Raw genomic sequence first — 18,964 nt, 5'->3', positions numbered from 1 at the left:
CAGGGCGCCACGCGCTCGGTGCGCCAGTTCGACTACATCGCCGAGATGATGCAGCTGGCGCTGGACGACACGCCGGTGCTGCAGATCAAGGGCCGCGTCACGCAGGTGATCGGCACCATCATCAAGGCCGTGGTGCCCACGGTGAAGGTCGGCGAGGTGTGCGTGCTGCGCAACCCCGGCGAAGACTTCGAGATGAAGGCCGAGGTGGTGGGCTTTGCGCGCGATGCCGCATTGCTTACGCCTATCGGCGACATGTACGGCATCTCTGCCGCGACCGAGGTCATCCCCACCGGCCGCGCGCACATGGTGCCCGTGGGCTTCGGCCTGCTGGGCCGTGTGCTGGACGGCCTGGGCCGCCCCCTGGACGAGGCCGAGCGCGGCCCGCTGGAGGCCACCAAGTTCTACCCGGTGTTCGCCGATGCACCCGATCCGCTCAAGCGCCGCATCATCACCGAACCGATGGAGCTGGGCGTGCGGGTGCTCGACTCGGTGCTGACCTGCGGCGAAGGCCAGCGCATGGGCATCTTCGCGGCGGCGGGCGGGGGCAAGTCGACCCTGATGGGCATGCTGGTCAAAGGCGCTGCCGTGGACGTGACCGTGGTGGCGCTGATCGGCGAGCGGGGCCGCGAAGTGCGCGAGTTCCTGGAGCACGAACTGGGCGAGGAAGGCCGGCGCAAGAGCGTGATCGTCTGCGCCACCAGCGACAAGTCGTCCATGGAGCGCGCCAAGGCTGCGTACGTGGCCACCGCCATCGCCGAGTACTTCCGCGACCAGGGCAAGAAGGTGCTGTTCCTCATGGACTCGGTCACGCGGTTTGCCCGGGCGCAGCGCGAGATCGGCCTGGCAGCGGGCGAGCCGCCCACACGGCGCGGCTACCCGCCCAGCGTGTTCGCCACCCTGCCCAAGCTCATGGAGCGCGTGGGCATGAACGACAAGGGATCGATCACCGCGCTGTACACCGTGCTGGTGGAAGGCGACGACATGACCGAGCCGATCGCCGACGAAACCCGGTCCATCCTGGACGGGCACATCGTGCTGTCGCGCAAGCTGGGCGCCGCCAACCACTACCCTGCGGTGGATGTGCTCGCGTCCGCATCGCGCGTGATGAATGCCGTGATCACGCCCGAGCACAAGAAGCTGGCCGGCCGGCTGCGCGAGCTGATGGCCAAGTACGAAGAGGTCGAGCTGCTGGTGAAGATCGGCGAGTACAAGCGCGGCGGCGATCCGACGACGGACGAGGCCATCGACAAGATCGAAGCCATCCGCAGCTTCCTGCGGCAGCGCACGGACGAGCACGCCACCATGCAGCAGACGCTGGAACAACTGTCTGCCCTGGTGGGCTCGGGTGTACGCCGGTGAGCATCTTTCGCGACCTGCTCGCCATCAAGGCCTTTCGCGAGAACAAGGCCGAGACGGCCGTGCGCGTGCAGCGCGATGCGCTGCGCGAGGCCCGCGAGGCCCGCGAGGCGGCCCAGGCGCTGCTGGAGCGGCTGGTGCGCGAAGGGCTGGCGCACGAAATGCAGCTTTACCGCGACCTGTGCGAGCGCATCGTGCGGCTGCGCGAGATCGAAGACGTGCAGCTGGCCGTGGTCGGCCTGCGCCAGCGCGAGGCGCAGCAGCAGGACGCGGTCGTGGCGGCCACCAAGGTGCAGGAGCAGGCCAACGAGAAGCTCGAGACCGCGCGCGCTGCCCACCAGGAGGCGAGCCGGCAGAAATCCAAGTTCGTCGACCTGGCGCGCAACTACACCGAAGAGCAGATGCGCGAGACCGAGCGCAAGGAAGACCTGGAGATGGAAGAGGCTGCCAGCGTGAAGCGCGACCGCGAAGATTGGGAAGCGTACGACCCGGAGACTGTGGCATGACCCCCCTGCAAGGCGCACCCTGCGGCGGCAAAAACCGCCCACACACCGAATGCTACACATTTGATAGCTTAAGAAGCACGTCCATCCAGCGGAAGGGGCCATTTTTTATCGCACCACCCATGGCTGCGCAGGTGCTGGCATGAACACTGAACGGCCGATCCACCTGGACCTGGGCATGCCGGCTTCGACGGCGTTCGAAGCCCGCACCGGCACCGGCGCACAGACCGGCAGCGACCCGCGCGACACCGACACGCTGTCCGACGATGCGAAGGCATTGCGCAGCCTGCTGGAGCAGCAGCGTGCGGCGCCACCCGCTGGCGCGGCGCAGCCGCCCAGTGCCCCGCGCCCCTTCGACCTCTTCGGCCCCGGTGCCGCCGCACTGCCAGGCCAGGTGCCGCAGCAGGCGGCCCAGACCACGGCTGCCGCAACCGCCGCGGCCCCCGCTGATGCGCCCCGGGGCATTGGCGAGACCTTGTCGCAGATGGCCCAGCGGCTGCTGGTGGGCGACGGCAGCACCGGCCGGCGCTCGGTGCAGATCCAGTTGGCGGACGACAGCCTGCCGGGCGTGGTGGTCGACATCTTCGAAGACGGTGGCCGCGTCGTGGCGCAGTTCACCTGCATGCAGGAGTCGTCGCGCGAACGCCTGGTGCGCAATGCGCAGTGGCTGGCGGACGGACTGGCCGAGCGCCTGGCCCAGGGCGTGTCCGTGCGGGTGCAGACCGACGACCCGGAAGACCTTTGCCTGGTGGAGGCGCACGCCGGCGGGTGACACCCCACCTGCTGCCTGTATCCCACCGCTTGCACCGCTGACCGAACCACCCATCGACTCGCCTTTTTACCGAGCACCCATGTCCTCCCCCCACGCCACCGCCGCCTTGCAGCCCCTGCGCCTGTCGCGCAACGAGGCCCAGGCCCGCACCACCATTGCCCAGCGCGCCGCGGGGCTGCCGCTGCGCCTGGGCGCGTCCGCCTGGCAGGCCCGCCTTCATCCGGTGGCCGGCTCGGCCGCGCCCTGGCCCGAGCCCGGCTACGTTCTCCGCCTGGAATGGGCCGGTGCCGCCATGGCCTTGCGGCTGCCCGCCGCAGCCATCGAACAGGCCCTGGCCAGCGTGCTGGAAGGTGCCGCGCTGCCCGCCATCCCGTCCACCCTGGCCGATGCCGTGCTGGAAGCCAGCGCGGGCGAGCTGCTCCAGAGCCTGCAGGCCCTGGGCCGTGGTACGCCAGAGCTGCTGGCCTGGGGCCCGGCGCAGCCGGGCGACGTGCAGAACCTGCCGCCCCATGCCTGCGATGTCTATCTGGCCGCTGACGACGGCGTGCAGGCGATTGCCGGCTCGCTGCACCTCGATGGGCTGGGGCTGCTGCTCGTGGCAGGCCTGGTCGGCAAGCGCCCGCCGCAGCCGGGCCCGCTGGACGACAGCCTGCCCGTCACCCTGCGTGCGGAAGTCGGCTTCACCCGCCTGCCCGCCAGCGATGCCGCCACGCTGGCGCTTGGCGACGTGGTGCTGCTGGATGCTTTCTTCGCCACGGCCGACCGTGCGCTGTGGCTGAGCGCCGACGGACGCCGGGGCGTGCACGTGCAGTGGCCTTCCGTGACCTCTGCGCCCGATGCAGCAGATACGGCACCGCCGACCCGCCTTACCGTCATCCACCCCTGGACCGAAACCATGCCCGCCACCTCCGACACCCCTTCCACCGACACCGCGGCACTCGACACGGTGCCGGTGCGGCTTTCCTTCGACCTGGGCGATGTGACCCTGACGCTCGCGCAGCTGCGCGCGCTGCAGCCCGGCCAGACGCTGGACCTGGGCCACCCGCTGGCAGGTGCCGTGCGCATTCGTGCCAACGGCGCGCTGGTGGGCGAAGGCGACCTGGTGGACATCGACGGCCAGATCGGCGTGTCCGTGCGCAGCCTGCACTCCGCCAGCCACTGAGCCCCCAATGACCAATTTCGATCCGATCACGCTGGCGGTACTGCTGGCCCTGATGGCGCTGATGCCCACGCTGGTGGTGGTGAGCACGAGCTTCCTCAAGATCGCCGTGGTGATGTCGCTGCTGCGCAATGCCATCGGGGTGCAGCAGATGCCCCCCAACCTGGCGCTGTACGGCATGGCGCTGATCCTGTCGGCGTATGTCATGGCGCCGGTGGGCATGCACATGTTCGATCGGCTCACCGAACGCCCCGACACGCTCAAGAGCGTGCCCACCCTGGTCGGCGCGGTGCGCGACGGAGCGGAGCCGCTGCGCGAATTCATGCTCAAGAACAGCCGGGCCGAGCAGCGAGACTTTTTTGTGCGCACTGCGCAGCGCATGTGGGGCCCCAAGCTGTCGGAAGGCATCACGCAGCGCGACTTCATCGTGCTGATGCCGGCCTTCGTGGTGTCGGAGCTCACGGCGGCGTTCCAGATAGGGTTCTTGCTCTATCTGCCGTTCGTGGTGATCGACCTGATCGTCTCCAACATCCTGCTGGCGATGGGGATGATGATGGTCTCGCCGGTGACCATCTCGCTGCCGCTCAAGCTCTTCCTGTTCGTGATGGTGGACGGCTGGTCGCGGCTGATCCAGGGCCTGGTGCTCACCTATGCCTGAACACACTCCCCTGTTGGCGCTGACGGCAGCAACACCACGCGCGGCACACCCTACCTTGGGCCACTGACATGCAATCCGTCGACGTCGTTTCGTTCTTCACCCAGGCGCTGTACCTGGTGCTCTGGCTGTCCCTGCCACCCATCGTCGTGGGCTCGGTCGTGGGTACCTTGTTCTCGCTGTTCCAGGCGCTCACGCAGATCCAGGAGCAGACGCTGTCCTTCGGCGTGAAGCTGATCGCCGTGTCCGTGACCATTTTGCTGACGGCCCGCTGGGTCGGCGGCGAAATGTTCAATTTCACGGTGCAGATCTTCGACTCCATCCCGTCGCTGGGCCGCTGAGCCCCGCACGGACAGCAACGCCCTCAGCCCGCACACGCACAGGACGGAACCGCATGGACCTGCCGGTTACTTACCAGGAAGCCAAGACGTTCATCGGAACGCTGGCCCTGACACAACCGCGCATCCTGGCCATGTTCATCGTCCTGCCGCTTTTCAACACCCAGTTGGTGCCGGGCCTGCTGCGCATTTCCGTGGCCGTGTCGCTGGGCATCGTCATGGTGCCCGCGCTGTCCGGGCAGATCGCGGTGGCCGAACTGCACGCGGCGCAGTTGCTGCTGTTGATCATGAAGGAAGCGTTCATCGGCTTCGTCATCGGCTACATCGCCGCCATCCCGTTCTGGATCTTCGAAGCCGTCGGGTTCCTGGTGGACAACCAGCGCGGGGCCAGCATCGCGTCCACGCTCAACCCGCTGACGGGCAACGACTCGTCGCCGCTGGGCATCCTGTTCAACCAGGCGTTCATCGTGTTCTTTCTCATCACGGGGGGCTTCACGCTGCTGCTGGGCGTGCTGTACGACAGCTTCGGCCTGTGGAGCGTGACCCAGTGGGCGCCCACGCTGCGGCCTGAATCGATCCCCCTGCTGCTCGATCAGCTCGACCGCCTGGTGCGCATGGCCATGCTGCTGGCGGCGCCGGTGCTGGTGGCGATGTTCCTCGCCGAGATCGGCCTGGCGCTCGTGAGCCGCTTTGCGCCTCAGCTGCAGGTGTTCTTCATGGCCATGCCCATCAAGAGCGCACTGGCGATGCTGGTGCTGCTGCTCTATGGGGCGTCGCTCTTCGAGTATGGCGCCGAGCAGGTCGAATCCATGGGCCACATCCTGCCTTTCCTGCGCGAGCAGTGGGCGGCGCCGTCCGGCGGCTGAGGAGCACCATGAGCGAAAAGACCGAACAACCCACCTCCAAGCGCCTGCGCGATTCGCGGCAAAAGGGCGACGTCGCGTACAGCAAGGACTTCACCCAGACCTTCCTGATCCTGGCCATCTTCGGCTACCTGCTGGCCAGCGCCGGGCACATGGTGGAGGTGATGGGCCAGATGATTTTGCTGCCCACCACGCTGCTCAAGCTGGGCTTCAACGAGGCGGCCAATACGCTGGTGGAAGAGCTGCTCCGGGAGGCTGCGTGGCTCACCCTGCCCATCATCGGCATCGTGTTGGGCGCCGGGGTGTTTGCCGACGCGCTGCAGGTGGGCGTGCTGTTCGCGTTCGAGAAGCTCAAGCCTTCGGCCAAGAAGCTCAACGTCCTGGACAACCTCAAGAACATCTTCACCAAGAAGAACCTGATGGAGTTCTTGAAGTCGATCCTCAAGATCGCTTTTCTGTCCACCCTGTTGACTCTCTTGATCAAGGACGCGCTGCCGATCATGACCAGCATTCCGCAGGCGGGCCTGCCGGGTCTGGGGCAGGTGGTGGCCGCGCTCCTCAAGACCATGCTCATCCACATCGGCCTGGCGTATGGCGCCATAGCGCTGGCCGACTTCGCGTGGCAGCGTTACCAGTACCGCAAGGGGCTGATGATGTCCAAGGACGAGATCAAGCAGGAATACAAGGAGATGGAGGGCGACCCCCACATCAAGCACCAGCGCAAGCACCTGCACCAGGAGATGATGCAGCACGGCGCGGTGGAGAGCTCGCGCAAGGCCACCGTGGTGGTGACCAACCCTACCCACCTGGCCGTGGCGCTGCGCTACGACTCCGAAGAAACGCCGCTGCCGGTGGTCCTGGCCAAGGGCGAAGGCGCGCTGGCCGAACGCATGATGGCGGCGGCACGCGAAGCCGGTGTGCCGGTGATGCAGAACATTCCGCTGGCCCGCGCCCTCACCGAACATGCGGAAGCCGGCCAGTACATCCCTTCCGAGCTGGTGGAGCCCGTGGCGGAACTGCTGCGCCTGTTGCAGCAGATGAATTCCGATCCCGGCCTGTCGTAGCCCTGGCTCTTGATTCCAAGACACACCATGAAATCGTCCGCCCCCGCCGATCCCGCTTCCGACCGCCTGCTGCAGGCCTATGCCAGCCAGTACGGCCTGACGGCGCCTGGCGCCGCCAGCAGCAGTGCCCCCGTCGACATGACGGTAGACGGCATCTACCGCATTCGCCTGCGTGCGCTGCCCCAGGGCGGTGTCGCCGTCAGCGCGCGGCTGCGCACCCTGCCCGAGCCCGGCCCGGCCCGCGACGACATGCTGCTGGGCGTGGCCCGCCTGGCCTGCGGCACCATGAAGGACCACGCCAGTGGCTGCGTGGTCGATGAGCGCGGGCGCGCCATCTGGCTGCAGCAGACCGCGGCCGCGGCCTCCAGCCAGGACATCGACGACGCCGTGGGCGGGTTGGTGAATGCCCTGGCGTTCTGGTCCAAGGCCATCGCCACCGTCTGATTGATCCCCGGTCCCTGCGCACGTTCTGAATCCTATGCACGCCACTCCACGCTCTTTCTTCCCACGCATGCCGGCCGCGGGCCACGTCGGCTCTGCCATCGCACTGGCATGCGCCCTGCTGCTGGGCGCCGCCCCTGTACAGGCCGGCACACCGCCGTGGGCCAACGCGCCCTACAGCTACTACGCGGACAACGCCCCCATCGCCAACGTGCTGCGGGACTTCGCCAGCAGCTTCAGCCTGTCGCTGGAGCTCTCGCCGCTGGTCGAAGGCAAGGTCAACGGACGCTTCAACGCGCAGAACCCGACCGAGTTCATGGACCGCATGGCCAGCGTCTACGGCCTGACCTGGTTCACCCACGCCGGCACGCTGTTCGTGAGTCGCACCACCGAGATGAGCACCCGCAGCATCACCGGCGGCGGCAGCGGCATCGCCGCGGTCCGCCAGGCGCTGACCAGCCTGGGCGTGCTGGACACGCGCTTCGGGTGGGGTGAATTGCCCGAGCAGGGTGTGGCCCTGGTCTCCGGCCCTCCGGCCTACGTGGCCCTGATCGAGCGCACCATGGCCTCGTTGCCACTGATGGCTGGCGGGCAGCAGGTGGCCGTGTTCCGCCTGAAACACGCGTCGGTGGACGACCGCACCATTCTTTATCGCGACCGCCAGATCACGACGCCGGGCCTTGCGCAGGTGCTGCGCAACCTCATCAGCGGCAGCGGCGGGACGGCGGGGGTCAACAACGCCCTGCTGTCGTCGGTGGCTGGCCAATCCGGTGGCATGGCGGGCATGCCCGTGGCGGCCAATACGGCCGGGATTTCGTTCGACCCGGCCAGCTCCGGCATGCAGACCGGGCCTGCAGCGTCGCCCAACGGAACGGCGTCCGGCTCGGGCGCATCGAACACCCAGGGTGCATCAGGCGCAGCGGCGTCCGGCTCCAGCGGCCGCGGTGGGTCGGCAGGCGCCGCGAGTGTGTCGTCCACCCGGCGACTGGCGCCGTCCATCCAGGCGGACTCGCGGCTCAACGCCATCATCGTGCAGGACACGCCGGAACGCATTCCGCTGTACAAGGCGCTGATCGATCAGCTCGACATCCCCACCCCATTGATCGAGATCGAGGCCATGATCCTCGACATCAACTCCAGCCGCCTGGACGAGCTGGGCATCTCCTGGAGCGGCCGCCGCGGTGGCAGTGTCGGCGGCTTTGGCAACATGACCCGGGTCGACGATGGCAACGACCTGGTGCTGGGCGCCCTGCAGCGTGGCGCCAGCGTGGACCCCACCAGCCTGGTCGTCAGTTCGGGCAACTTCCTGATGAGCCGCATCCGCGCGCTGGAAGGCGCTGGCGAAGCGTCCATACAGTCCCGCCCGTCCATCCTCACCATCGACAACATCGGCGCGCTGCTGGATCTGTCGGAAACCTTCTACATCCGCAGCATCGGCGAGCGCGTGGCCACCATCACGCCCATCACGGCAGGCACCACCTTGCGGGTGACACCGCATTTCGTCCAGCGCGACGAAGGCCCGGTCATTCAGCTCGATGTGGACATCGAAGACGGGCAGATCCAGGAGACGACGGTGGACACCATCCCTACCGTTCGGCGCAGCGTGGTGAGTACGCAGGCCATCGTCGGCGAGGGGCAGACCCTGGTGATTGGCGGCTACAAGAGCACGCAGCGAACCAACGAGCTGAACAAGGTCCCCGGCCTGGGCGCGGTGCCGGTCGTCGGCCTGTTCTTTTCCAACCGCATCAACAACGTGCAGTCGCGCGAGCGCGTATTCATGATCAAGCCGCGGCTGGTGTCGCTGCCGTCCAATCTGGTGTCAGCGGCCGATGCACTGCGCAGCAACCCGGCGGTGGTCATGCCCCCTCAGAACTTCCCGTTGCCCGTGCAGGCGGCGCCGGTAGCGCCTGTCACGCCGATGTTCGTGCAACCCATGACGGGAAATCCTGCCACGCAGCAGTGAAGTGATGCGGTGGGAGCGATCGTTGCGCATGGCGTCGGCGTGCGAGAAGGGGCCGCCCTGCCGTTGCGCCATCCTGCCCGCTTGTTGTCCTTCAGTAGTCATGCGCTGGCTGGCCCCGCAGCATCACGCGCATGCCGTCGCGGCACCGCACGGCGGTCAGCACGAACTGGTGGATGGGGGACCTGAAGCGTCGATGGCGCACACCGTGCTGATCACGGCACGCCCAGCGCGCGGCATATTGAGCCGATACCGGAGTCTGGCCCACCTGGTGCCAGGAATCTCTGGATCTCTCATCTGCGCGGCGCGATCACCGCGGGCACGCCAAGATCAGAATTCAAACTCGACGCCGCGGGCGAAGAGTTTTGCGCGCAGAGCGCTGCGTGCACGTGACAGCCGGCTGCGAACAGTGCCCACAGGCACCGTCAACAAAGCCGCGGCGTCTTCGTAAGACAGCTCATCCACTGCCACCATCAGCAGGATGTCTCGCATGCTCTCCGGAAGCTCGGCCATCGCCTCTTCGAGGTAGCGCATGTGCTGTGCCTGTTCCACGGCCTGCGCCGGTGTGAGGCTGTCGCTCGCCATCTCGGACAGCTCCGATTCGTCCGTGAACTCATAACGGCGATGGGGTGCCCGCGACAGGTGATTGCGCACCAGATTCATCGCAATGCCGTAAAGCCAGGTGGAGAGCTCCGACTGGCCTTTGAATGTTTCGTAAGAGCGCACGGCTTCGAGAAAGGCCTGCTGCGCCAGATCTTCCGCATCGGTGGAGTTACCGATGTTCTTGATGATGAAGCGGTGCAGACGCACCCCATGCGCTTGCACCAGGGTGCGGAACAAAGCATCGCGCTCGACCACTTCGTGCTCGTGCAGAGGGGTGGATGCGGCCTCCGAAGGATCCGCCAGGGCATGTGGTGCCACTGGCTCCATGGCGTCAGTGCCCAGCCCCGAAACTGCAAGCTGCGGAAACTCGGGCGGCACACATTCGCCCGGATGGCCTCCGGCATTGGTAATAAATGTTACAAAATGAGCCTGCACTGCGGGATTTTCACAGAGGAAGTCCCACCTGTACAGCAACAATTGCGTACAGTGCTTTTATGCCGAAAGTCTGTGCGTCGGCTTGCCTATCGGCCGGAAAGCTGAAGTGTCTGCAGCTCTTCACGCAGCCACTCACGGGCCACTTGAAGGGCCACGGGGGAGCGCCCTTCCTGCGCAGCGGCTTCGAACCGCTGTTGCATGGCGGCGTCGATCGACTCGCGCTGCTGTGCGGTCACCGCTGTCGCAGGCACACCGCTGGCGCGGCAGGCCTCGTTGAAGCCCGACGACTGGCCGACTGCGCTCATCGTGAGCTGGGTCAGAAAATCCACGCCTTGCAACGTCTGCCGGCTGGTCTGCGCCATGTCGATCGCCTGCATCACCGTGCGAGACGAGAGCGGCTTACCAGGCGCAGGTCCAAGCCCTAGCTCGCGCACCACCGACGCTTGTATCCCTTGCGAAAAGCTTTGGCCCAAGGCGCCCACGAATGCGGACGTGGAATCCGACCCGGGCTCGATCCAGGCCACCGTCCGCTGGGAAGGCGTGGTCCCGGTCCCTAGCACCTTCCACTGAGAGCCATCGCGGCTGACGTGCACCCAATCCCCCTCCTGCGCGGCTTGCTGGAAGGCGTCCAGCGAAGGTCGAGCAATGGCATCTGCAGGAGAGAGGCGGTTGGAAACGTTCACGCGAAACAGGTGATCAATGAGGTTCGTCGCTAGTTTAGTAACAAGGACTTCGTTGCAGTTCCACCGGATTGCAAACGATTGTCAGCGTGACTAGCGCCTGATATTGGCGGCAGTGTGTCTGCACGGTGCTGATGCACATCAGTGTAGCCGTGATCATTGTTCTCAATACTGGAACAGTCAGTTCGCGACCAGGTGGTTTTTCTCTGAACACCACCGGCGTACAGTTCAACCCATCGATGAGCCGAACCCGCAAGGCGACTCACCGAACCCGGTTCAAGAATGGTTTTTGTCCCGGCTTTATTGAGACGCTTTTTTAACTTCAAGGATTTTCATCATGAACAACACCGCACGCTTCCTCTCCATCGCCGCCGTTGCCGCTTTCGCTTCCTTCGGTGCACAAGCCGACGAAGCCGATGCTTCGCAATATGTGTCCAAGTTCGAAACCAACCGCACCCGCGCTGAAGTGGCTGCAGAAGCTTCGAGCGTTGCTCAGACCCGCAGCATCGAGCCAGCAGGTTCGCGCGTTGTGACCTACAAGTCCACCGCTGACCGCGCTGCTGTGCGTGCCCAGGCTGCTGACGCTGTGCGCACCGGCCAGATCCCTTCGGGTGAGCAAGGCTGATCTGAATCCGACGGATTCAGCTTCCTGACTCTCTTTATAAAAACCTGATTTCTAAAAAATACACTGGACTTTCATCATGAACAAGACCGCACGTTTCCTCTCCATCGCCGCTGTGTCCGCTTTCGCTGCCTTCGGCGCCCACGCTGACGAAGCCGACGCTTCGCAATTCGCCACCAAGTTCGACACGAACCGCACCCGTGCTGAAGTGGCTGCCGAAGCCTCTACCGTGGCCCAGACCCGCAGCATCGAGCCCGCAGGCTCGCGCGTCGTGACCTACAAGTCCACGGCTGACCGCGCTGCCGTGCGCGCCCAGGCTGCTGAAGCCGTGCGTACCGGCACGATCCCTTCGGGCGAAATCAGCGCGATGTAAGCAACAACGTTCGGGGGGCATCATTGTTTGCCACCCGATCGTGGCGATGCCTTTGGGTGTCGCAGCTATGCAGGGCGGTTTGACGATGTCTCCGCTGCACAAAACGGGCTCCACGAAGGAGCCCGTTGTCGTTGGTGAGCAGTAACTCTCGCCTGACCTGCACGCTTGGTTTGCCCGCTATCGATGGACCCGGCTGGCGGCGCACCAGCATCAGCTGGCAAGTGCTCCAAGTGCAGAGAAGGCAGGCCGCGCAGGGCCGACGTTCAGCCGAAATGTTCGGCTGGCTAGATGGCTCACTCGATGGCGGACAAAGTTGCCGAACTGGTCATCCGTCGGTCCATAAAAAAACCCGGCAAAGCCGGGTTTTTCTTGAAGGGTTGCCGATACAGCAACTCGGACGTCGCCTTACTTCTTCTGGCGAAACTTGCGCAGGGCCGCGAATTGGGCAGCCAGCACAGCCAGTTCGGACTGGGCCTTGGCCAGGTCGATCTCGCTCTTGGCGTTCTTCAGCGCTTCTTCGGCCGAAGCCTTGGCAGCGTTGGCCTTCTCGTCGTCCAGGTCCTTGCCGCGGATGGCGGTGTCGGACAGCACGGTCACGCGGTTGGGCTGCACTTCCAGAATGCCACCGGCCACGAACACGAATTCTTCGCGGCCGTCGGCCATTTCGATGCGCACCGAGCCCGGCTTGATGCGGGTGATCAGCGGGGTGTGGCGGGGAAAGATGCCCAGTTCGCCAGCTTCACCAGGCAGCGCGACAAAGCGTGCTTCACCGGAGAAGATGGACTCTTCGGCACTGACCACATCAACGTGGATGGTGTTCATCATTGCTCCTAGGAAAAGGGGATGGGTTGCTTGACTGCAGTGGAAGGCCGGGCGGCACGGTGGCGCCGCTCAGCCACCGGGCAATCAGGCCACCTTCTTGGCCTTTTCGAAGGCTTCGTCGATGGTACCGACCATGTAGAACGCTTGTTCTGGCAGGTGGTCACACTCGCCGTTCACGATCATCTTGAAACCACGGATGGTTTCCGACAGCGGAACGTACTTGCCTGGGGAACCCGTGAACACTTCGGCCACGTGGAAAGGCTGCGACAGGAAACGCTGGATCTTGCGAGCGCGGGCCACGGCCAGCTTGTCGTCGGGAGCCAGTTCGTCCATGCCCAGAATCGCGATGATGTCGCGCAGTTCCTTGTAGCGCTGCAGCGTGCCTTGCACCGCACGGGCCGTGGCGTAGTGGTCTTCGCCCACGACGTTCGGGTCCAGCTGACGGCTGGTGGAGTCCAGCGGGTCCACGGCGGGGTAGATACCCAGCGAAGCGATGTCACGGGACAGCACCACGGTGGAGTCCAAGTGAGCGAACGTCGTGGCGGGCGATGGGTCGGTCAAGTCATCGGCTGGCACGTAAACGGCCTGGATGGACGTGATCGAGCCGACCTTGGTCGAGGTGATGCGCTCTTGCAGGCGACCCATTTCCTCGGCCAGCGTAGGCTGGTAGCCCACGGCGGAAGGCATACGGCCCAGCAGAGCGGACACTTCGGTACCGGCCAGCGTGTAGCGGTAGATGTTGTCCACGAAGAACAGCACGTCACGGCCTTCGTCACGGAAAGATTCCGCAATGGTCAGACCGGTCAGGGCCACGCGCAGACGGTTGCCTGGGGGCTCGTTCATCTGGCCGTACACCATGGCGACCTTGGACTCTTCGAGCTTCTCCAGGTTCACCACGCCGGAATCGGCCATTTCGTGATAGAAGTCGTTCCCTTCGCGGGTACGCTCGCCCACACCAGCGAACACCGACAGACCCGAGTGAGCCTTGGCGATGTTGTTGATGAGTTCCATCATGTTCACGGTCTTGCCCACGCCGGCGCCGCCGAACAGGCCCACCTTGCCGCCCTTGGCGAACGGGCACACCAGGTCGATCACCTTGATGCCGGTCTCCAGCAGCTCTTGCGAAGGCGACAGTTCGTCGTACGCAGGGGCCTTGCGGTGGATGGATGCCGTCAGTTCCTGGCTGACCGGACCACGTTCGTCGATGGGCGCGCCCAGCACGTCCATGATGCGGCCCAGGGTTGCCTTGCCCACGGGCACGGTGATGGCGTTGCCGGTGTTGGTCACCATGATGCCGCGGCGCAGGCCGTCGGACGAGCCCAGCGCAATGGTACGCACCACGCCGTCGCCCAGCTGTTGCTGCACTTCCAGCGTCAGGGTCGTGCCTTCGAGCTTCAGAGCGTCGTACACCTTGGGCATCTTGTCGCGCGGGAACTCAACGTCCACCACAGCGCCGATACATTGAACAACTTTGCCCTGAACGCCAGCGTTCACTTGGGAATTCTCTTGAGCCATTTTTCTCGCTCCAATTTAGATTTGGTTGAGCTGCTTTACACAGCAGCGGCGCCAGCCACGATTTCCGAAAGTTCTTTCGTGATCGCTGCCTGGCGCGTCTTGTTGTAGACCAGCTTCAACTCGCCAATGACGCTGCCGGCGTTGTCGGTGGCGGCCTTCATGGCCACCATGCGTGCCGACTGCTCGGACGCCATGTTTTCCGCAACGGCCTGGTAGATCAGGGATTCGACATAGCGGACCAGCAGATCGTCGATCACGGTCTGTGCATCGGGTTCGTAGATGTAGTCCCAGCCGTGCTCGGTCTTGTCGGCCTGCATCTGCTCGGACGACAGGGGGAGCAACTGCTCCACCACCGATTCCTGGCGCATGGTGTTGATGAACTTGGTGTAGCTCAGGTACACCGCGTTGATCCTGCCTTCCGCATACGCGTCGAGCAGCACCTTGACCGGACCGATCAGCTTGTCCAGATGGGGCGTGTCGCCCAGACCCGTCACGTGCGAAACAACCTTGGCGCCGACACGGTTCAGGAAACCCAGGCCCTTGTTGCCAATGGCCACGGCCTCGGTCGACACACCAGCACCTTGCAGCTCACGCAGCTTGGTCGTCACGGCACGCAACACGTTGGTGTTCATGCCGCCGCACAGGCCCTTGTCCGTGGTCACCACGATCACGCCCGCCACCTTGGCATCGTTCACTTTCATGAACGCGTGCACATATTCGGGGTTGGCGTGGCCGAGATTGGCTGCAATGTTGCGGATCTTTTCGCTGTAAGGGCGGGCAGCCCGCATCCGTTCCTGCGCCTTGCGCATTTTGGATGCAGCCACCATCTCCATGGCTTTGGTGATCTTCTTGGTGTTTTCCACCGATTTGATCTTGCCGCGTATTTCCTTGCCTGCTGCCATGATCGCTCCTCGTCCGGTTTAAGCGAACGACTTCTTGAACGCAGCGACAGCAGCGGTCAATTCGGCTTCTGCATCCTTGTCCATGGCCTTGGCCTGCTCCAGCTTGGCCAACAGGGGCGCGTGGCTGGTCTTGAGGAACTGGTGCAGACCGTGTTCGAAGTCGAGAACCTTCTTGACGTCGATGTCGTCCATGAAGCCCTTGTTCACAGCGAACAGCGTCGCGCCCATCAGCGAGATGGACAGGGGGCTGTACTGTGCCTGCTTGAGCAGTTCGGTCACGCGGGCACCGCGGTCCAGTTGCTTGCGGGTGGCTTCGTCCAGGTCGGAAGCGAACTGCGCGAATGCAGCCAGTTCACGGTACTGGGCCAGGTCGGTACGGATACCGCCGGACAGGTTCTTCACCAGCTTGGTCTGGGCTGCACCACCGACGCGCGACACCGAGATACCGGCGTTGATGGCGGGGCGGATACCGGCGTTGAACAGGCTGGTTTCCAGGAAGATCTGGCCGTCCGTGATCGAGATCACGTTGGTAGGAACGAAGGCGGACACGTCGCCGGCTTGCGTTTCGATGATGGGCAGTGCCGTCAGCGAACCGGTCTTGCCCTTGACTTCACCCTTGGTGAAGGCTTCGACGTAGTCGGCGTTCACGCGGGCTGCGCGTTCGAGCAGGCGGCTGTGGAGATAGAACACGTCGCCGGGGTAGGCTTCGCGGCCTGGTGGGCGGCGCAGCAGCAGCGATACCTGGCGGTAGGCCACGGCCTGCTTGGACAGGTCGTCATAAACGATCAGGGCGTCCTGGCCGCGGTCGCGGAAGTACTCGCCCATCGTGCAGCCCGAGTAGGCCGACACGTACTGCATGGCAGCCGATTCGGAGGCCGATGCGGCCACCACGATCGTGTATTCCATGGCACCGGCTTGTTCCAGCGCGCGCACCACGTTCTTGATGGACGAAGCCTTCTGGCCGATGGCGACGTAAATACACGTCACGCCCTGGCCCTTCTGGGCGATGATGGCGTCGATGGCGACAGCGGTCTTGCCGGTCTGGCGGTCACCGATGATCAGCTCGCGCTGGCCACGGCCCACAGGCACCATGGAGTCGATGGACTTCAGGCCGGTCTGCAGGGGTTGGTCCACCGATTTACGGGCGATCACGCCCGGAGCGACCTTTTCGATCACGTCGGTGAGCTTGGCGTTGATGGGACCCTTGCCGTCGATAGGCTGGCCCAGGGCGTTCACCACGCGGCCGATCAGCTCGGGACCGACGGGCACTTCCAGAATGCGGCCCGTGCACTTGACGGTGTCGCCTTCGGAGATGTGTTCGTACTCGCCCAGAATCACGGCGCCGACGGAGTCGCGCTCGAGGTTCAGTGCCAGGCCGAAGGAGGGCTGGCCGTCCTTGGTAGCGGGGAACTCGAGCATTTCACCGGCCATCACGTCCGACAGGCCGTGAACGCGCACGATACCGTCGGACACGGACACCACGGTACCCTGATTGCGGATATCGCTGCTGGCGGCCAGACCTTCGATGCGGCTCTTGATGAGTTCAGAAATTTCTGCGGGATTGAGTTGCATGACTCTTTCCTTCTTTCTTTGGTTCGCTGTCCTCGCCGCGCGTTACGCGGTGAGGGCCGCTTTCATTTGTTCAAGACGGGCCTTGACCGAAGTGTCCAGCACCTCGTCACCCACCACTACGCGAATGCCACCGATCAGGGACTGGTCCAGCTGAGCGGTGAGGTTGAGCTTGCGGCCAAAGCGCTTTTCGAGCGCAGAGCCGACCTCAGCCAGTGCGGCGGCGTCCATCGGAAAGGCGCTGTGCACCACGGCATCCGAAGAGCCGCTGCGGCCATTCACGAGGGCACGAAACTGTGCAGCGACTTCCGGCAGCGCGGTGAGGCGCCCGTTATCGATGATCGTGCGCAGGAAGTTCTGGGCCGTATCGGACAGTGCCGAACGCGCAACACCCGTGACAACGGCAAACACCTGGTCTGCCGTCACCTTGGGGTTGTCGGCCAACTGGCGCAACTGGGGGTTGGCGGCAATGGCCGCCAGTTCATCGACCCAGTCAGCGGTGCTGGCCAGGTCCATGCCCGCACCCGCGGTAGCGGCCTTGAACAGGGCTTCGGCGTAAGGGCGGGCAATGGTGGCGAGTTCAGCCATGTGTGTCCCCTTACAGCTCGGTCTTCAGGCGGTTGAGCAGGTCGGCGTGAACGCCGGCATTGACTTCCTTGCGGAGAATCTGCTCAGCACCCTTGACGGCCAGCGCTGCTACCTGCTCACGCAGGGCTTCGCGGGCTTGCACCGTTTGCTGCTCGGCTTCGGCACGGGCGGAAGCAACGATCTTGTTGCCTTCTTCCGTGGCGCGTGCCTTGGCTTCTTCGATGATGGCCTGGGCACGTCGGTCGGCGTCCGCAAGACGCGAGGCCGTTTCGTTGCGTGCCTGTGACAGTTCCTTCTCGACGCGCTGGTTGGCAGCGGTCAGTTCGGACTTGGCACGGTCGGCAGCAGCGAGGCCTTCGGCGATTTTCTGGGCTCGTTCATCCAACGCCTTCGCGATCGGGGGCCACACGAATTTCATCGTGAACCACACCAGGATCAGGAAAACGATGGCCTGAATGAACAGGGTCGCGTTGATACTCACGGCAACACCTTTCTAGAGTGGCGTTGAACGGGAATTACTTGGGCAGGTTGGCCAAGAACGTGGAAGCGAAGGGGTTGGCGAAAGCGAACAGCAGAGCGATAGCCACGCCGATCAGGAACGCAGCGTCGATCAGACCGGCCAAGATGAACATCTTGGTTTGCAGTTCGTTGATCAGCTCAGGCTGACGTGCCGACGATTCGAGGAACTTGCCACCCATCAGTGCGATACCGATGGAAGCGCCGATAGCGCCGAGGCCAACGATCAGACCACAAGCCAGAGCGACGAGACCGAGAATGTTTTCCATGATGACTCCTGAGTTTAAAAAAGAAAGGTTGAGAAAGGAAAAGGAAACGAAAGGGAACCGTTAGTGCGCGTTGTGCGCCTGACCGAGGTAGATCAGCGCAAGCATCATGAAGATGAAGGCTTGCAGCGAAATCACCAGAATGTGGAACAGCGTCCAGATGGTGCCAGCGATGACGTGGCCCACAGGCAGCAGCACACCCGACAGCGACAGTGCAGCCGCACCACCCATCAGGGCGATCAGCATGAACACCAGTTCACCGGCGTACATGTTGCCGAACAACCGCATGCCATGCGATACGGTGTTGGCGACATATTCAATGATCTGCATCAGCAGATTGATCACGCCCAGGATGAGGGCGAAGATGGGATTCTTGCTGGTGCCGAACGGAGCCGACACGAGTTCGTGTGCCCAGCCGCCAGCGCCCTTGATCTTGACGCTGTACCAAAAGCGCAGGATCAGGATGGCGAATGCCAGACCCAGGGTGGTCGACAGGTCGGCCGTGGGCACGACGCGCAGGTAGGCGTGGTGTGGGTCGTGGCCGGCAGCACCGTAGATCTGGGCCCAGATGGCGGGCAGCAGGTCGACGGGCAGCATGTCCATGAAGTTCATCAGGAAGATCCAGACGAATACCGTCAGACCCAGGGGTGCGATGAACTTGCGGCTTTCGGCGTTGTGGATGTTGGCCTTGGCTTGGTTGTCCACCATTTCGACCAGCATCTCCACAGCCGCCTGGAAGCGGCCCGGCACGCCAGACGTTGCCTTACGGGCGGCTGACCACAGGATCAAAAGCGTGAGGGCACCCAGAACCAAACCCACGATGATGGAGTCGTAGTTGATGACCGTGAAGTCAACAATCTTGGTCTGGTTGACGTTTTGAAGATGCTGCAGGTGGTGAACGATGTATTCACTTGCAGTCGGAGCGTGCGCTTCTGCGGCCATCGGACAACTCTCTTGTAACT

22 protein-coding genes are annotated in these 18,964 nt (G+C 64.2%); 12 read left to right on the top strand and 10 right to left on the bottom strand.

Features of this window, described 5'->3' with window-relative positions; translation table 11 throughout:
* Positions 1–18 precede the first annotated feature (18 nt).
* The 10 genes from sctN to sctC all read left to right on the top strand — a co-directional run bounded on the left by sctN (position 19) and on the right by sctC (position 9,114).
* Entirely contained in the window at positions 19–1,359 is a 1,341-nt protein-coding gene (sctN, locus tag ACSQ3N_RS02365) for a type III secretion system ATPase SctN (protein ID WP_156371979.1), read from the top strand.
* On the top strand, positions 1,356–1,862 hold the full coding sequence (gene sctO / locus ACSQ3N_RS02360; protein ID WP_056164698.1) for a type III secretion system stalk subunit SctO: 507 nt from the start codon (positions 1,356–1,358) through the stop codon (positions 1,860–1,862). The genes sctN and sctO overlap by 4 nt, the downstream gene beginning before the upstream one ends.
* A 139-nt stretch (positions 1,863–2,001) precedes the next feature.
* A complete protein-coding gene (locus tag ACSQ3N_RS02355; RefSeq protein ID WP_056164700.1) occupies positions 2,002–2,631 on the top strand; it encodes a hypothetical protein in 630 nt (209 codons plus the stop codon).
* 79 nt (positions 2,632–2,710) lie between these two features.
* Complete coding sequence (sctQ, locus tag ACSQ3N_RS02350; RefSeq protein WP_056164702.1) at positions 2,711–3,793, top strand: type III secretion system cytoplasmic ring protein SctQ; 1,083 nt, start codon at positions 2,711–2,713, stop codon at positions 3,791–3,793.
* Positions 3,794–3,800: 7 nt separating this feature from the next.
* Positions 3,801–4,448 (top strand): type III secretion system export apparatus subunit SctR, encoded by a 648-nt coding sequence (gene sctR / locus ACSQ3N_RS02345; protein WP_056164704.1) that lies wholly within the window; start codon positions 3,801–3,803, stop codon positions 4,446–4,448.
* A gap of 68 nt (positions 4,449–4,516) precedes the next feature.
* Positions 4,517–4,786 carry a type III secretion system export apparatus subunit SctS gene (sctS, locus tag ACSQ3N_RS02340; protein WP_056416730.1) on the top strand — a complete coding sequence of 90 codons (270 nt, stop codon included), beginning with the start codon at positions 4,517–4,519 and terminating at the stop codon, positions 4,784–4,786.
* 53 nt (positions 4,787–4,839) lie between these two features.
* Positions 4,840–5,649, top strand: coding sequence for a type III secretion system export apparatus subunit SctT (gene sctT / locus ACSQ3N_RS02335; protein WP_056164708.1), 810 nt, complete (start codon positions 4,840–4,842; stop codon positions 5,647–5,649).
* A gap of 8 nt (positions 5,650–5,657) precedes the next feature.
* Complete coding sequence (gene sctU, locus ACSQ3N_RS02330; RefSeq protein ID WP_056164892.1) at positions 5,658–6,710, top strand: type III secretion system export apparatus subunit SctU; 1,053 nt, start codon at positions 5,658–5,660, stop codon at positions 6,708–6,710.
* A 27-nt stretch (positions 6,711–6,737) separates the two neighbouring features.
* Positions 6,738–7,154, top strand: coding sequence for a CesT family type III secretion system chaperone (locus tag ACSQ3N_RS02325; RefSeq protein WP_436145494.1), 417 nt, complete (start codon positions 6,738–6,740; stop codon positions 7,152–7,154).
* A gap of 34 nt (positions 7,155–7,188) precedes the next feature.
* A complete protein-coding gene (gene sctC, locus ACSQ3N_RS02320; RefSeq protein WP_082516786.1) occupies positions 7,189–9,114 on the top strand; it encodes a type III secretion system outer membrane ring subunit SctC in 1,926 nt (641 codons plus the stop codon).
* Between the two features lie 327 nt (positions 9,115–9,441).
* On the opposite strand, the gene ACSQ3N_RS02315 is transcribed toward sctC, so the two are convergent.
* Together ACSQ3N_RS02315 and ACSQ3N_RS02310 are read right to left on the bottom strand one after the other, a co-directional pair.
* A complete protein-coding gene (locus tag ACSQ3N_RS02315; RefSeq protein ID WP_235507281.1) occupies positions 9,442–10,149 on the bottom strand; it encodes an RNA polymerase sigma factor in 708 nt (235 codons plus the stop codon).
* Positions 10,150–10,235: 86 nt separating this feature from the next.
* Positions 10,236–10,832 (bottom strand): hypothetical protein, encoded by a 597-nt coding sequence (locus tag ACSQ3N_RS02310; RefSeq protein WP_056164716.1) that lies wholly within the window; start codon positions 10,830–10,832, stop codon positions 10,236–10,238.
* Between the two features lie 334 nt (positions 10,833–11,166).
* Between ACSQ3N_RS02310 and ACSQ3N_RS02305 the strand changes: the two genes are divergently transcribed.
* Positions 11,167–11,454 carry a hypothetical protein gene (locus ACSQ3N_RS02305; protein ID WP_056168637.1) on the top strand — a complete coding sequence of 96 codons (288 nt, stop codon included), beginning with the start codon at positions 11,167–11,169 and terminating at the stop codon, positions 11,452–11,454.
* A 76-nt stretch (positions 11,455–11,530) separates the two neighbouring features.
* Entirely contained in the window at positions 11,531–11,824 is a 294-nt protein-coding gene (locus ACSQ3N_RS02300) for a hypothetical protein (RefSeq protein ID WP_056164722.1), read from the top strand.
* Between the two features lie 405 nt (positions 11,825–12,229).
* Here ACSQ3N_RS02300 and ACSQ3N_RS02295 read toward each other — a convergent pair whose 3' ends face one another.
* The 8 genes from ACSQ3N_RS02295 to atpB form a co-directional block, all read right to left on the bottom strand.
* On the bottom strand, positions 12,230–12,646 hold the full coding sequence (locus ACSQ3N_RS02295) for a F0F1 ATP synthase subunit epsilon (protein WP_056164895.1): 417 nt from the start codon (positions 12,644–12,646) through the stop codon (positions 12,230–12,232).
* 84 nt (positions 12,647–12,730) lie between these two features.
* On the bottom strand, positions 12,731–14,161 hold the full coding sequence (atpD, locus tag ACSQ3N_RS02290; protein ID WP_056164723.1) for a F0F1 ATP synthase subunit beta: 1,431 nt from the start codon (positions 14,159–14,161) through the stop codon (positions 12,731–12,733).
* A gap of 35 nt (positions 14,162–14,196) precedes the next feature.
* A complete protein-coding gene (atpG, locus tag ACSQ3N_RS02285) occupies positions 14,197–15,063 on the bottom strand; it encodes a F0F1 ATP synthase subunit gamma (RefSeq protein WP_056164728.1) in 867 nt (288 codons plus the stop codon).
* Between the two features lie 18 nt (positions 15,064–15,081).
* A complete protein-coding gene (atpA, locus tag ACSQ3N_RS02280; protein ID WP_056164729.1) occupies positions 15,082–16,635 on the bottom strand; it encodes a F0F1 ATP synthase subunit alpha in 1,554 nt (517 codons plus the stop codon).
* 42 nt (positions 16,636–16,677) lie between these two features.
* Entirely contained in the window at positions 16,678–17,220 is a 543-nt protein-coding gene (locus ACSQ3N_RS02275) for a F0F1 ATP synthase subunit delta (RefSeq protein ID WP_056164731.1), read from the bottom strand.
* Positions 17,221–17,230: 10 nt separating this feature from the next.
* Positions 17,231–17,701 carry a F0F1 ATP synthase subunit B gene (locus ACSQ3N_RS02270; RefSeq protein ID WP_007847746.1) on the bottom strand — a complete coding sequence of 157 codons (471 nt, stop codon included), beginning with the start codon at positions 17,699–17,701 and terminating at the stop codon, positions 17,231–17,233.
* Positions 17,702–17,735: 34 nt separating this feature from the next.
* Positions 17,736–18,005 (bottom strand): F0F1 ATP synthase subunit C, encoded by a 270-nt coding sequence (atpE, locus tag ACSQ3N_RS02265; RefSeq protein ID WP_007847749.1) that lies wholly within the window; start codon positions 18,003–18,005, stop codon positions 17,736–17,738.
* 60 nt (positions 18,006–18,065) lie between these two features.
* Entirely contained in the window at positions 18,066–18,944 is an 879-nt protein-coding gene (gene atpB / locus ACSQ3N_RS02260; protein WP_056164733.1) for a F0F1 ATP synthase subunit A, read from the bottom strand.
* Positions 18,945–18,964 lie beyond the last annotated feature (20 nt).

Source organism: Acidovorax sp. LjRoot194 (assembly GCF_964253015.1).
Lineage (GTDB): Bacteria > Pseudomonadota > Gammaproteobacteria > Burkholderiales > Burkholderiaceae_C > Acidovorax.
This window is presented reverse-complemented; position numbering and strand designations above follow the sequence as displayed.